The following is a 12,558-nucleotide window of genomic DNA, read 5'->3' on the forward strand; positions in this document are numbered from 1 at the left end:
GATGAAGCGTCTCTACTGGCTCGGCTTGGGCTTGCTGCTCACCACCGCTCACGCATCGGCTGCCGACACATTGCGCTGCGGCAGCCAGTTGATCAGCGTCGGCGACCGCTCGAGCGAAGTGCTGCAAAAGTGCGGGCAACCGGTGGCGCGGGATGACCTGGGCTACAAACGCAGCGTCAATCGCCGGGAGGAATACCCGGTGGAAGAATGGACCTACGGTCCTAACAGCGGCATGTACCAGTTCTTGCGTTTCGAGGGTAATCGGCTGGTGCAGATCAACAGTCGGCGTGGGCACTGAGGCTGGCAATGACACCGCTATCGCGAGCAGGCTCGCTCCCACAGGGGATCGGTGCCCGCCTTTGGATTTTGAGAACACCCCAGCCCCATGTGGGAGCGAGCCTGCTCGCGATGGCAGTAGCCTAGCCAACACAAGTGTCGGCTGACTCTCACCCAAAATAAAACAGGCCCCCGGAAAAATTCCGAGGGCCTGTGGCGGCCACGTCCCTGTGGCCTTTCGCATGAACTCCAAAGCAACGGCAAACGTATGACTCAGCCCGTCTGCCGTGCCCTCTCCCAGTCCAGGCGAGAAGTCTTGGCCTTATTCGGCCTTCAGGCCATCAGCCGATACGGCTTTGACGCCTTTGATTTTCTTGGCGATGGCCACGGCGGTGGTTTTTTGAGCTGCGGTAACAGCAACGGTCGAAGACAGGGATACGACGCCTTTGTTGGTTTCAACCTTGATGTCGGAGCCTGGGATACCTTTTTCGGTCACCAGGTCGGCTTTGACCTTGGTGGTGATCCAGGTGTCCTTGGTTTCTTCCTTGGCTTTAGTCACTTCACCAGCAGCCAACATCATCGGAGCCTGGGTCGCTTGAGCAGTCTCGGCAAATGCGTTAGCCATGGTCAAGGTCAGTGCGGCAGCAGTAGCGGCAGTGATAGCGAACTTCTTCATACGAGTAACTCCTGTTTTTCTCAGAAACTGCCGGAGGTGATTCCCGGCAGGGTTATCAGGAGTAGTGCGAAGGGTGTGCCAGTTTTGAGAAATTAATTAATTTGTTTAAAATCAAAGTGTTAAGCGAAGCGGTCATTTTCATAATCTTGCAAAATGCATGACCTGCCAGTTATCTACATGCAACTTACCGGTTCTGTGTCCAACTTCTAAGCTTATGAATCGCGAAGACTTTATGTGACGGGAAGTGAATCCCGCCACATGACCGACTCCAAATCACGGCGCTGCTCAAGTGCCGGTGCAACCCGCCGGCAGAAACTCTTGGGCGGCAGTCGAGCCGCATGACCAGGCACCTGCCGCCGTGCGAGTGAGCGTGATGGTCTTGCCCATTACCTGACTGGGTGCTTTCGTGAGGGTACATACAAGGGTTCCCCCGGCGGCGGCCGTTCCCGAGACGGAAAACGTGCAGTTACTGGACGTCGGGAAGTTCATAAGGGCCGCTGTCGGGTCGGTACCTTGATTGACCAGATCCTCGTACTGCACCTTCATCGCGCTGATTTCCCCAAGCCCCGCCGTGGCCTTCGCCCGCGCCTGATACTTGGAATACTGCGGCAACGCAAACGTCGCCAGAATGCCGATAATCGCCACGACGATCAGCAGCTCGATCAACGTGAAACCATTCTGCTTGCTCATAGACATCTCCATTAACATGAGGCGAAATCTCATGCTTGGAGGGTGTATTGCACGGCACATGCCAATCCCCGCGACCCTGCCAGCAAGAGCTTCTGGCCCAAGGAAGCCCAACGTCCTACCCCAACATCCGCACTATCTGACGTTTTTTGTCACCCGACCCCGCTGGTTTGGCGTCGATGCTTGACTAGGCTATAAGTCATGAACTGTCAGCAGTCGGTATCCCCATGAATGACATCGCCCTCAGCGGCCTGACCAAGCAACTGGTGCTGGCCGAGCTGATCACCGAGCAAAGCGCGCAGCAGGCGCAGCAGCAAGCCCAACGCAACCGCATGCCCCTGGTCAGCTATCTGGTGCAGAACAAACTGGTCCAGAGTCGCCAGGTTGCGGAAATCGCCTCGGAGCATTTCGGCGTCGCCCTGCTGGACCTCAACAGCCTGGACAAGGAAAGCCAGCCCACCGGCCTGGTCAGTGAAAAACTGGTCCGGCAACACCATGCCCTGCCGCTATGGCGGCGCGGCAACAAGCTGTTCGTGGGGATCTCCGACCCCACCAACCACCAGGCCATCAACGACATCCAGTTCAGTACCGGCCTGACTACCGAAGCCATCCTGGTGGAGGACGACAAACTCAGCGACGCCATCGAGAAGTTTTTCGAATCCAGCACCACGGGCCTGGAAGGCATGGGTGATGTCGACCTCGATGGCCTGGACATCGAGTCGGATGACGATCGCAAGCAGGACGCCATCGCCGGCCAGGACGCCGACGATGCGCCGGTGGTGCGGTTCGTCAACAAGATGCTGCTGGACGCGATCAAGGGCGGCTCTTCCGACCTGCACTTCGAACCCTATGAAAAATCCTACCGGGTGCGGGTGCGTACCGACGGCATGCTGCGGGAAGTGGCCAGGCCGCCGACCCAGCTAGCCAGCCGCATCGCCGCGCGCCTGAAGGTCATGGCCAGCCTGGATATTTCCGAGCGGCGCAAGCCGCAGGACGGCCGGTTGAAGATGCGCCTGTCGAAAACCAAGTCCATCGACTTCCGGGTCAATACCCTGCCCACGCTCTGGGGCGAAAAAGTGGTGATCCGGATCCTCGATCCTTCCAGCGCCCAAATGGGCATCGATGCCCTGGGCTACGAACCGGATCAGAAAGAGCTTTACCTCGCGGCGCTCAAACAACCACAAGGGCTGATCCTGGTCACCGGGCCGACCGGCTCGGGCAAGACGGTCTCGCTCTACACCGGCCTGAATATCCTCAATACCGTGGACATCAATATTTCCACCGCCGAAGACCCGGTGGAAATCAACATGGAAGGCATCAACCAGGTCAACGTAAACCCACGTCAGGGAATGGACTTTGCCCAGGCCCTGCGCTCGTTCCTGCGCCAGGACCCGGACGTGATCATGGTGGGCGAGATCCGCGACCTCGAAACGGCCGAAATCGCCATCAAGGCGGCCCAGACCGGGCACATGGTGCTCTCCACCCTGCACACCAACAGCGCCGCCGAAACCCTGATCCGCCTGCAGAACATGGGCATTCCCGGCTTCAACATCGCCACGGCGGTCCACCTGATCATCGCCCAGCGCCTGGCGCGAAAACTGTGCAGCCAATGCAAGAAAGCCACGGAGATTCCCGAGGAAACCCTGCTCAAGGAAGGCTTCCCCAAGGAACGCATCGGCTCCTTCACGATCTATGAGCCGGTCGGTTGCGAACAGTGCAACAGCGGCTACAAAGGACGCGTGGGGGTTTATGAAGTGGTGAAAAACACACCCGAACTGCAACGGCTGATCATGGCCGAGGGCAATTCCCTGGAAATCGACCTGCAAATGCGCAAGGACGGGTTCAACGACCTGCGCACTTCGGGGCTGCTCAAAGTGATGCAAGGCTTGACCAGCCTCGAAGAAATCAACCGGGTCACCAAGGACTGAACATGGCGGTCAAGGCAGTAAAAACCGACACCTACACCTGGGAAGGCAAAGACCGCAAAGGCACGAAGGTGTCCGGTGAGCTGACCGGCCAGAGCCCGGCCCTGGTCAAGGCGCAACTGCGCAAACAAGGTATCAACCCGGAAAAGGTGCGCAAGAAGTCCACCTCGATATTCGGCAAGGGCAAACGCATCAAGCCGCTGGATATTGCCCTTTTCACCCGCCAGATGGCGACGATGCTCAAGGCCGGTGTTCCCCTGCTGCAAGCCTTCGACATCATTGGCGAGGGCTTCGACAATGCCAACATGCGCAAGCTGGTGGAAGAGGTGAAACAGGAGGTCGCCGCCGGCAACAGTTTCGCTGCGTCGTTGCGCAAGTGCCCGCAGTACTTCGACGAGCTGTACTGCAACCTGGTGGACGCCGGTGAACAGGCCGGCGCCCTGGACACCTTGCTGGACCGGGTCGCGACCTACAAGGAAAAGAGCGAAGCCCTCAAGGCGAAGATCAAGAAAGCCATGACCTATCCAACGGCCGTTGTGCTCGTCGCGGCAGTGGTCACGGGCATTCTGCTGGTAAAGGTGGTGCCGCAGTTCGAATCGGTGTTTTCCGGGTTCGGCGCGCAGTTGCCTGCCTTCACCCTGATGGTCATCGGCCTGTCGGAGTTCATGCAAGAGTCGTGGTGGTTGCTGCTGGGCGGGGCGGTGGGCGCGTTTTTTGGTGTGAAGTACGCGCTCAAACGCTCCCAGGGCTTTCGTGACTGGCGCGATAAATGGTTGCTCAAGCTGCCGCTGGTAGGTGCCCTGATGTACAAATCCGCGGTCGCCCGCTACGCCAGGACGCTGTCCACTACCTTCGCCGCCGGCGTACCACTGGTGGAGGCGCTGGATTCAGTCTCCGGTGCCACCGGCAACGTGGTGTTCAAACGTGCGGTCCAGCGCATCCGGCAAGATGTCTCGACCGGCATGCAGTTGAATTTTTCCATGCGCGCCTCAGGCATATTTCCGAACCTGGCGATCCAGATGACTGCCATCGGCGAGGAATCCGGGGCGCTGGACGATATGCTCGACAAGGTGGCAGGTTTCTATGAGGCCGAGGTCGACAACCTGGTGGACAACCTCACCAGCCTGATGGAACCGTTCATCATGGTGGTCCTGGGGGTGGTCGTCGGCGGCCTGGTGGTTGCCATGTACCTGCCCATCTTTCAACTCGGCTCTGCGATCTGACATGCCCCTGACCGAATTCTTCGTGATTTATCCCCTGGCCTTTGTGCTGGCGGCGCTTTTGCTCGGGCTGATCGTCGGCAGCTTTCTCAATGTCCTGGTGTGGCGCCTGCCCAAGATGCTCACCCGGGAATGGCGGCTGCAAGCCCACGACCTGCTGGGCCTGCCTGCCGAAACACCCGGCCCGGCCTACAACCTGATGCTGCCTCATTCCCAATGCACCCATTGCGGCCACCGCATCCGGGCCTGGGAAAATATCCCGTTGTTCAGCTACCTCCTGCTGCGTGGCCGCTGCTCCAGTTGTGCCACCCCCATTGGGCGACGTTACCCCCTGACCGAACTGGCCTGCGGTGTGCTGTCGGCGTTCGTCGCCTGGCAGTTCGGCTTCGGCTGGCAGGCCGCGCTGGTGATGGTCTTGAGCTGGGGCCTGCTGGGCATGAGCCTGATCGATGCCGAGCATCAACTGCTGCCCGATACCCTGGTGCTGCCCTTGTTGTGGCTGGGACTGATCGTCAACAGCTTCGGGCTGTTCGTCTCGTTGAACCAGGCGGTTTGGGGAGCGGTGGCCGGTTATCTGGCGCTGTGGTCGGTATTCTGGATCTTCAAGTTGATGACCGGCAAGGAAGGCATGGGCTACGGAGACTTCAAGCTGCTGGCGATGCTGGGGGCCTGGGGCGGCTGGCAGATCCTGCCGCTGACACTGCTGCTGTCGTCGCTGGTGGGCGCCGTGGTCGGCGTCATTGTGTTGCGCATGCGAAATGCTCCGGCTTCGACCCAGATCCCCTTTGGGCCCTATTTGGCCATTGCCGGCTGGATTGCCTTGCTCTGGGGTGGTCAAATAACCGACTTCTATTGGCACTCTGTCGGTTTCTAATGATTTCCTTATGAACAATCCCGTGGAAAAACCCTGGATTCTTGGCCTGACCGGCGGTATCGGCAGCGGCAAAAGTGCTGCGGCCCAGCATTTCATCGACCTGGGTGTGCATGTGATCGACGCCGATCATGCCGCGCGCTGGGTGGTCGAACCGGGGCGTCCGGCACTGGCGAAAATCGCCGAACACTTCGGCCCGGACGTGCTGCAGGCCGACGGAACGCTGGATCGCGCGGCCCTGCGCAAACTGATTTTCGAGAACGCCGATGAGCGTCGCTGGCTCGAAGCGCTGCTGCATCCGTTGATCGCCGACGAAATTGCCCATCACCTGGCCCAGGCCCGCTCGTCATACGCAATCCTCGTATCGCCGCTGTTGATCGAGTCAGGGCAGTACGCCATGACCCAACGCATCCTGGTGATCGACGCACCCGAACAACTTCAGATCGAACGGACCTTGCAGCGCGACCAGATCAGCGAGCAACAGGTCCAGGCGATCCTCAAGGCACAGTCCAGTCGCCAGGATCGCCTGAACCATGCCGACGATGTGGTGGTCAACGACCGCGACCTCGCCTGGCTGCACAGCGAGGTCGAACGCCTGCATCACTCTTACCTTACATTGCGTGGAGGCCAGTCATGAGCCAGACCCCAACCGTTGATTGCCCGACTTGCGGCGCCCCTGTCGAATGGAGCCCGGAGAGCAAGTTCCGGCCATTCTGTTCCGATCGCTGCAAACTCATCGACCTGGGCGCCTGGGCGTCGGAAGAACACAAGATCCCCGTCAGCCCCGATGCCGAGGACGAGCTGTTCAGCGAAGACTTCAATCCTCGCTCACACCATTGAAGCCGTCGTCCTGGACACTGCGCACGGCCTTGGCATGAATCAAGGCTTGTCGTTGTCGTTCCAGGGTGCCGACAGATAGCGCGTGCGGTTGAAGGTTTCCAGCCATTCGGGGCTGAATACCACCAGCGCGCTGATCACCATGCCGTTGATGAACGCTTCGGGAAAAATGATCAACCAGAGGTAGCCGACGAAATCGCTCAGCCAATAAGGCATGGCGAACACCCCGTCGTACCACAGCAGGCACAGCCCCAGCAGCAGGCACAGCAACGCCGACAGGGCGGCGGCGAGAAATCCCGAACAGAAGATATACACAAACAGATTACGCGGTTGGGCACGCTCCACCAGGATCGCGCAGCATTCGGTGACCAGCACCGGTAGCAGGATCAACAGCACCCCGTTCACACCCAGTGCCAGCATGTCCTGGCGCCCCAGCAGCACCAGCGCAAGCTGGGCAATGAGGCCACCAAGGATCGCCAGCGGCCAGTCCAGCAGCAGTGTCACGGCGGTCATGCCAATGAAGTGATAAGACACACCGGTGTCGAAATCCCGTCGCACCAGCCACAACATGAACAACGCCAGCACCGTGCCGAACAGCAGGTGCTGGCGACGGCTGTCCGTAAACAGCTCCACCCACGGCGCCCGCCACGCCGCCCAGGCCAGCATCGGGACATAGATCAACCAGCCAACCGCAAGCGTCTGGGGTGAGAGCAGTTCGGCTCCGATCATGTGACTACACCTTTTTACCCTTGTGTTCCGTGGCGAGGGAGCTTACTCCCGCAGAGCAGTGCAGCAGCCCCCTTCCCAGGGGCTTCGCCCGCAAGCGGGGTCTTCCTCGCTACCGTCGTTTCATGTCGGCAGTCTACACCGGCTCGGATAACCACTAATCAACGCAACGCTTCCAGCTTGTCGCAATTGAACGCTAAGCTTGAGTTCATGGATGATTCCGATTATTTACGCCTGCTGACCATCGCGGCCGAGCAAGCCAACGCCTTTCTCTCCAATGCCCGCAAATGGGAGCGTGAGCGTTGGGTCTGCCAGCGACTGCTGCAAGGGCTGAACGTGCCCTACCGCGCCGACGAGTTCGCCCCCGCCGGGGAACCACCGGACGTGTTGTTCCGTGATGCCAACTTCGAAGTGTTCTTCGTCCTCGACGAGGGTCGGCGGCTCAATGACGAATGGCGTGACGAACTGCAACGCCGTCGCAGCGCATTCTCCCTGAGCCAACTGGTGCGCCGCGAAGCCAAGCCCAGGCGGATCCCGGCCAATGAATTCCTGCTGAGGTTGGCACCGACCCTGCGCAAGAAAGCCCATAACTACACCGAACGCGGCATGGACCTGGGAGAGCTGGATATCATTGCCTTCGCCAGCCTCAAGCGTGAAGTGCTGGACCTCAACAGCCATTTCCCGCCCCCCACCGAATACCTGCGCCAGGGCTGGCGCTCGCTGTCGCTGGTAGGGCCGACCTTCGCCCGAGTGTTGTTCGCCCACCCCGATGCGCCGGATTTCCTGCGGGGCAACCTGGGACGCAGCATCGTGTTCGATGTGGGGATCAGCCTGTAAAGCATCACCGCGTCCACCGAACGGCTATGCTGTTCGCAGCCGCAAGCAATCCCCTGTAACGTACGCACACTTCGCAACGTCTACCTGACGAGGCCTTTATGACCAGCCGCCTGAACCCTGACGACCAGAAGCATGTCGAAGAGTACCTGCAACTGTCCCAGCACCGAGTCGAGCGCCGGCCTTTCCGGCCGTGGATGCTCCTGGTGGTGGTACTGGCCGTGACGATCGGCCTGGGCCTGTTGAGCCGACTGATCAGTTACCTGACGCTATGAGCGGCCTGCTATCGAGGGATACGACACTGGCGCTCGCGAGGGTAACGACACCGATTTCCTTTAGCCTTGCGAGATATCCCCATGACTCATCGTATTGTCATCGTTGGCGGCGGCGCCGGCGGCCTGGAGTTGGCTACCCGTCTGGGTAAGACCCTGGGCAAACGAGGCACGGCCAGCGTGATGCTGGTCGACGCGAACCTGACCCACATCTGGAAACCCTTGCTGCACGAAGTGGCGGCCGGCTCCCTGAACTCCTCCGAAGACGAACTCAACTACGTCGCCCAGGCGAAATGGAACCACTTCGAGTTCCAGCTCGGGCGCATGAGCGGCCTGGATCGCGAACGAAAAAGTATCCAACTGGCCGCCACCTACGACGAAGCCGGCGTGGAACTGCTGCCGGCCCGCGTGCTGGGCTACGACACCCTGGTGATTGCCGTCGGCAGTACCACCAACGACTTCGGCACAGAGGGCGCGGCGCAGCATTGCCTGTTCCTCGATACCCGCAAACAGGCCGAGCGCTTCCATCAGCAATTGCTCAATCATTACCTGCGCGCCCACGCCGGCCAGACCGATACCGTGGAGCGTATCAGCGTCGCCATCGTCGGTGCCGGTGCCACCGGCGTCGAACTGGCGGCCGAGCTGCATAACGCCGCCCATGAGCTGGCGGCCTATGGTCTGGACCGGATCAAGCCGGAAAACATGCACATCACCCTGATCGAAGCCGGGCCACGGGTGCTGCCGGCATTGCCGGAGCGTATCGGCGGGCCCGTGCACAAGACCCTGGAAAAGCTCGGGGTCAATGTCATGACCAACGCCGCGGTCGGCCAGGTAACGGCCGACAGCCTGATCACCGTCGATGGCCAGGTGATCGACGCCAGCCTGAAAGTCTGGGCTGCCGGGATTCGCGCCCCGGAGTTCCTCAAGGACATCGACGGGCTGGAAACCAACCGGATCAACCAGTTGCACGTACTGCCCACTCTGCAGACCACCCGCGACGAGAACATCTTCGCCTTCGGCGACTGCGCCGCCTGCCCGCAACCGGACAGCGACCGCAACGTACCGCCCCGCGCCCAGGCGGCGCACCAGCAGGCATCGCTGCTGGCCAAGTCCTTGAAGCTGCGGATCGAAGGCAAGGCGTTGCCGCATTACAAGTACACCGACTACGGCTCATTGATCTCGCTGTCGAAGTTCTCGGCGGTGGGCAACCTGATGGGCAATCTCACCGGCAGCGTGATGCTCGAAGGCTGGCTGGCGCGGATGTTTTATGTGTCGCTGTACCGCATGCACCAGATGGCGTTGTATGGGATGTTCCGTACGGCGATGTTGATGCTGGGCAGCAAGATTGGACGTGGGACCGAGCCGCGGCTCAAGTTGCACTGAAAATAGCAGTGGCCTGACACAGCGCTTTCGCGAGCAGGCTCGCTCCCACAAGTTCTGGTGGCGTATGCCCAATGTGGAAGCGGGCAGGCCTTAATGTAGTCAGTTAAGCCACAAACCTGTGGGAGCAAAGCTTGCTCGCGATTGCGGTAAGTCAGTCACAATGTTGACTGGCCCATCGCTATCGCGAGCAAGCTTTGCTCCCACAGGTGTTGCGCCGTTTGATCCTTTACTGACTAACATTAGGGAGCCCGGCTCCCACAGGGTCCGGTGGCGTACACTAATACTGCATCCACCCCGGATCCCATGTGGGAGCGAGCCTGCTCGCGAAGACGGCGGTGCTGTCGGCGCCGATCTACAACCCCGCACTCAAACCTGAAACCGCTGCACCATCGTGCGCAACGAATTCGCCAGTTGCGACAGCTCATGGCTGGACGCGCTGGTCTGGTCCGCGCCAGTGGCCGAGCGCACCGACAGATCACGGATGTTCACCAGGTTGCGATCGACCTCGCGGGCCACCTGGGCCTGCTCTTCGGCCGCGCTGGCGATCACCAGGTTGCGCTCGTGGATTTCGCTGACCGACGCGGTGATGGTCTGCAACGCCTCCCCCGCCCGTTCCGCCATCGCCAGAGTGCTGGCGGCGCGGGTCGAGCTGGCCTGCATGGAATCCAGGGCCTGGGTGGCTCCGCTGCGCATGCCCTGGACCATTTGTTCGATTTCCTGGGTCGATTGCTGCGTGCGATAAGCCAGCGCTCGCACTTCATCAGCCACCACCGCAAACCCACGACCACTTTCGCCGGCCCGGGCCGCTTCAATGGCCGCGTTGAGGGCCAGCAAATTGGTTTGCTCGGCAATGGCCCGGATCACATCCAGAACCTTGCCGATATCCTGCGACTGGTTGGCCAAGGATTGCACCAGCCCACCCGTCACCTGCACGTCGCTGGCAAGGGCGCCAATCGCGTCAACCGTGTCGCTGACCCGCTGCTGTCCGAGGGATGCCGACTCACTGGACTGACGCGTGGCGTCGGAGGTGGAAACGGCGTTGCGCGCCACTTCTTCTACGGCAGTGGTCATTTCGGTGACAGCCGTGGCGGCCTGTTCAATTTCGTTGTTTTGTTGTTGCAGGCTCTGGGTGCTGTCAAGGGTGACGGCGTTCAGCTCATCGGCTGCCGTTGCCAACTGCGCCGCCGAACCGCTGATGCTCTGCAACGTATCGCGCAGGTTTTTCTGCATGGTCGTCAGGGCCTTGAGCAAGCGGCTCACTTCGTCGTTGCCATGGGTTTCGATTGGCCGGGTCAGGTCACCTTCAGCCACGCTTTCTGCGGCGCTCAGCGCCTCACCCAGGGGCTTGACGATGCTGCGCGTCAGCAACATCGCGAGGGCCACCGTAGCCAGGGCGGCCAGCACGATGAAAAGGCTGACAATCATGCGGGAATTGGCGTAATGCTCCTGGGACTTCTGGCTCTCGATGGACACCTGCTTGGAAAACAGCTCAGCCAGATCGTTGAGCTGCTTGCCGGAGCCGTCCACGACGGTTTTCATGTCCACCAGCAGCAGTTTGATCAGCTCGTCGCGGCGCCCCTGCTCCGCGAGGACGAAGGATTGCGCGATACCCGCGCGGTAGGCGGCAAAAGTCTGCTTGAACTGATCGTAGAGCGCTTTGCCTTCAGGGGTCACGACGAGTTTTTCGTAACTGGCGATTTTTTCGCTCAGTTCCTTGTCACGGACGTCCATTTGCCCGCGGTAGATCGAGGTGTTCTTGGGATCCTGATCCAGGGCCATGCGCAGGGAGATGGTACGAATACGCAGCATCCATTCACGAATCTCGTCACCGCCGCGAATGCTCGGTAGCCACTGGGTTTCCACCGCCACCTCACTGTCACGGATACTCGACATCTGCCCCAGCGCAAACATCCCGAGCAGTGCCACCAGCACGGCGATCAAGGCAAAACCCAGCGCCGCGCGAGGGGCGATATTCAGTTGACGAAGAAACATAACGGGCGCCCTTTTTTGTTATTGGCCTGGAATGGGGACGTGCCCCTGTCGGTGAGCTATCGGCAAGTTGTACGATAACTTAAGACTTTCCAGCTTTTTTCGCGGGCAAAAAAAATCCCCGTATCTTTCGATACGAGGATTTTCAATATGGTCGGGGTAAGGGGATTCGAACTCCTGACATCCTGCTCCCAAAGCAGGCGCGCTACCGGACTGCGCTATACCCCGGTAATAAAAAGGCGACCCTTTCAAGTCGCCTTCCTCGATCAGCGCTTTTGGCCTCTGATCTTAAGATTCGATTCCAGCGAACTGGTCTCAAAAATGGTGGGTCGTGTGGGATTCGAACCTACGACCAATTGGTTAAAAGCCAACTGCTCTACCAACTGAGCTAACGACCCAAATATGGTCGGGGTAAGGGGATTCGAACTCCTGACATCCTGCTCCCAAAGCAGGCGCGCTACCGGACTGCGCTATACCCCGATTGAAATGGCTCCGTGACCAGGACTCGAACCTGGGACCCAATGATTAACAGTCATTTGCTCTACCGACTGAGCTATCACGGAACTGATATTTCAAGTTGCAACCTTGAAGCTTGATTGAAGCCAGCTTCAACCTCTTCTACCCGCCTGCATCGCTGCGTTCGTGTGTCTGAGGCGCGCTATTCTACAATCTTAAAAACCTCTGTCAACCCCTTAAATTGCTTTCAAGACAATGATTTGCAACTTATTTTGGATTCCTTCTCAGGGAGAAGTGATCCTAGGGGGTGACTGACTGCGGGGCGCACTTTACAAGCCTTTTCCTTTGAGTTCAACGGCCTGATGAAAAAAATGGCCTCGCAATGCGAGGCCATTCGGTCAACGAC

General features: G+C 59.7%; 13 protein-coding genes, 4 tRNA genes and 1 pseudogene. 9 read left to right on the forward strand and 9 right to left on the reverse strand.

Annotation, left to right across the window (positions count from 1 at the left end):
• Position 1 precedes the first annotated feature (1 nt).
• Positions 2–298 (forward strand): DUF2845 domain-containing protein, encoded by a 297-nt coding sequence (locus tag CGA22_RS25660; protein ID WP_041024906.1) that lies wholly within the window; start codon positions 2–4, stop codon positions 296–298.
• A gap of 300 nt (positions 299–598) precedes the next feature.
• Here the strand turns inward: CGA22_RS25660 and CGA22_RS25665 are convergent, their stop codons facing one another.
• Positions 599–952: a BON domain-containing protein gene (locus CGA22_RS25665; RefSeq protein ID WP_041023147.1), complete on the reverse strand. Its 354-nt coding sequence runs from the start codon at positions 950–952 to the stop codon at positions 599–601.
• 285 nt (positions 953–1,237) lie between these two features.
• Positions 1,238–1,642 (reverse strand): pilin, encoded by a 405-nt coding sequence (locus tag CGA22_RS25670; RefSeq protein ID WP_041023155.1) that lies wholly within the window; start codon positions 1,640–1,642, stop codon positions 1,238–1,240.
• A gap of 224 nt (positions 1,643–1,866) precedes the next feature.
• Between CGA22_RS25670 and pilB the strand changes: the two genes are divergently transcribed.
• From pilB to yacG, 5 genes are read left to right on the forward strand one after another with little or no spacing between them, the layout of a single operon-like run.
• Positions 1,867–3,567 (forward strand): type IV-A pilus assembly ATPase PilB, encoded by a 1,701-nt coding sequence (pilB, locus tag CGA22_RS25675; protein WP_188258747.1) that lies wholly within the window; start codon positions 1,867–1,869, stop codon positions 3,565–3,567.
• A 2-nt stretch (positions 3,568–3,569) separates the two neighbouring features.
• Positions 3,570–4,787, forward strand: a complete 1,218-nt coding sequence (locus CGA22_RS25680) for a type II secretion system F family protein (protein WP_041023149.1) — start codon at positions 3,570–3,572, stop codon at positions 4,785–4,787.
• A gap of 1 nt (position 4,788) precedes the next feature.
• Complete coding sequence (locus CGA22_RS25685; RefSeq protein ID WP_041023150.1) at positions 4,789–5,658, forward strand: prepilin peptidase; 870 nt, start codon at positions 4,789–4,791, stop codon at positions 5,656–5,658.
• Between the two features lie 10 nt (positions 5,659–5,668).
• Positions 5,669–6,292: a dephospho-CoA kinase gene (gene coaE / locus CGA22_RS25690; RefSeq protein WP_041023151.1), complete on the forward strand. Its 624-nt coding sequence runs from the start codon at positions 5,669–5,671 to the stop codon at positions 6,290–6,292.
• Positions 6,289–6,495, forward strand: coding sequence for a DNA gyrase inhibitor YacG (gene yacG / locus CGA22_RS25695; RefSeq protein WP_024779578.1), 207 nt, complete (start codon positions 6,289–6,291; stop codon positions 6,493–6,495). The genes coaE and yacG overlap by 4 nt, the downstream gene beginning before the upstream one ends.
• A 39-nt stretch (positions 6,496–6,534) precedes the next feature.
• Here the strand turns inward: yacG and CGA22_RS25700 are convergent, their stop codons facing one another.
• Positions 6,535–7,221, reverse strand: a complete 687-nt coding sequence (locus CGA22_RS25700; protein WP_041023152.1) for an energy-coupling factor ABC transporter permease — start codon at positions 7,219–7,221, stop codon at positions 6,535–6,537.
• A 207-nt stretch (positions 7,222–7,428) separates the two neighbouring features.
• Here CGA22_RS25700 and CGA22_RS25705 point away from each other — a divergent pair, with 207 nt between their 5' ends.
• The 3 genes from CGA22_RS25705 to CGA22_RS25715 all read left to right on the forward strand — a co-directional run bounded on the left by CGA22_RS25705 (position 7,429) and on the right by CGA22_RS25715 (position 9,707).
• Entirely contained in the window at positions 7,429–8,055 is a 627-nt protein-coding gene (locus tag CGA22_RS25705; protein WP_003185538.1) for a DUF1780 domain-containing protein, read from the forward strand.
• A 98-nt stretch (positions 8,056–8,153) separates the two neighbouring features.
• Entirely contained in the window at positions 8,154–8,327 is a 174-nt protein-coding gene (locus CGA22_RS25710; RefSeq protein ID WP_003185543.1) for a DUF3094 domain-containing protein, read from the forward strand.
• An 81-nt stretch (positions 8,328–8,408) separates the two neighbouring features.
• Entirely contained in the window at positions 8,409–9,707 is a 1,299-nt protein-coding gene (locus CGA22_RS25715) for an NAD(P)/FAD-dependent oxidoreductase (protein WP_041023153.1), read from the forward strand.
• A 366-nt stretch (positions 9,708–10,073) separates the two neighbouring features.
• Here the strand turns inward: CGA22_RS25715 and CGA22_RS27610 are convergent, their stop codons facing one another.
• The 6 genes and pseudogenes from CGA22_RS27610 to CGA22_RS25740 all read right to left on the reverse strand — a co-directional run bounded on the left by CGA22_RS27610 (position 10,074) and on the right by CGA22_RS25740 (position 12,259).
• Positions 10,074–10,937 (reverse strand): methyl-accepting chemotaxis protein, encoded by an 864-nt coding sequence (locus CGA22_RS27610; protein ID WP_370444523.1) that lies wholly within the window; start codon positions 10,935–10,937, stop codon positions 10,074–10,076.
• Positions 10,929–11,699: pseudogene (locus CGA22_RS27615) on the reverse strand (MCP four helix bundle domain-containing protein); the annotation flags it as partial. The pseudogene CGA22_RS27615 and the gene CGA22_RS27610, both read right to left, overlap by 9 nt.
• 148 nt (positions 11,700–11,847) lie before the next feature.
• Positions 11,848–11,924: transfer RNA gene (locus CGA22_RS25725), tRNA-Pro, on the reverse strand.
• A gap of 94 nt (positions 11,925–12,018) precedes the next feature.
• Positions 12,019–12,094: transfer RNA gene (locus tag CGA22_RS25730), tRNA-Lys, on the reverse strand.
• A gap of 5 nt (positions 12,095–12,099) precedes the next feature.
• Positions 12,100–12,176, reverse strand: a tRNA-Pro gene (locus CGA22_RS25735).
• 7 nt (positions 12,177–12,183) lie between these two features.
• Positions 12,184–12,259 (reverse strand) — tRNA-Asn (locus tag CGA22_RS25740).
• Positions 12,260–12,558 lie beyond the last annotated feature (299 nt).

The sequence above is a fragment of the Pseudomonas sp. PSB18 genome (assembly GCF_014596565.1).
Classification (GTDB): Bacteria; Pseudomonadota; Gammaproteobacteria; order Pseudomonadales; family Pseudomonadaceae; genus Aquipseudomonas.

What these genes read in the sequence shown, in the direction of transcription:
- coaE (WP_041023151.1), top strand. Translation starts at nt 5,669, where the DNA reads ATGAACAATCCCGTGGAAAAACCCTGGATTCTTGGCCTGACCGGCGGT.
- CGA22_RS25715 (WP_041023153.1), top strand. Translation starts at nt 8,409, where the DNA reads ATGACTCATCGTATTGTCATCGTTGGCGGCGGCGCCGGCGGCCTGGAG.
- CGA22_RS25700 (WP_041023152.1), bottom strand. Translation starts at nt 7,221, where the DNA reads ATGATCGGAGCCGAACTGCTCTCACCCCAGACGCTTGCGGTTGGCTGG.
- CGA22_RS25710 (WP_003185543.1), top strand. Translation starts at nt 8,154, where the DNA reads ATGACCAGCCGCCTGAACCCTGACGACCAGAAGCATGTCGAAGAGTAC.
- CGA22_RS25685 (WP_041023150.1), top strand. Translation starts at nt 4,789, where the DNA reads ATGCCCCTGACCGAATTCTTCGTGATTTATCCCCTGGCCTTTGTGCTG.
- CGA22_RS25665 (WP_041023147.1), bottom strand. Translation starts at nt 952, where the DNA reads ATGAAGAAGTTCGCTATCACTGCCGCTACTGCTGCCGCACTGACCTTG.
- yacG (WP_024779578.1), top strand. Translation starts at nt 6,289, where the DNA reads ATGAGCCAGACCCCAACCGTTGATTGCCCGACTTGCGGCGCCCCTGTC.
- CGA22_RS25680 (WP_041023149.1), top strand. Translation starts at nt 3,570, where the DNA reads ATGGCGGTCAAGGCAGTAAAAACCGACACCTACACCTGGGAAGGCAAA.
- pilB (WP_188258747.1), top strand. Translation starts at nt 1,867, where the DNA reads ATGAATGACATCGCCCTCAGCGGCCTGACCAAGCAACTGGTGCTGGCC.
- CGA22_RS25705 (WP_003185538.1), top strand. Translation starts at nt 7,429, where the DNA reads ATGGATGATTCCGATTATTTACGCCTGCTGACCATCGCGGCCGAGCAA.
- CGA22_RS25660 (WP_041024906.1), top strand. Translation starts at nt 2, where the DNA reads ATGAAGCGTCTCTACTGGCTCGGCTTGGGCTTGCTGCTCACCACCGCT.
- CGA22_RS25670 (WP_041023155.1), bottom strand. Translation starts at nt 1,642, where the DNA reads ATGAGCAAGCAGAATGGTTTCACGTTGATCGAGCTGCTGATCGTCGTG.
- CGA22_RS27610 (WP_370444523.1), bottom strand. Translation starts at nt 10,937, where the DNA reads ATGCAGAAAAACCTGCGCGATACGTTGCAGAGCATCAGCGGTTCGGCG.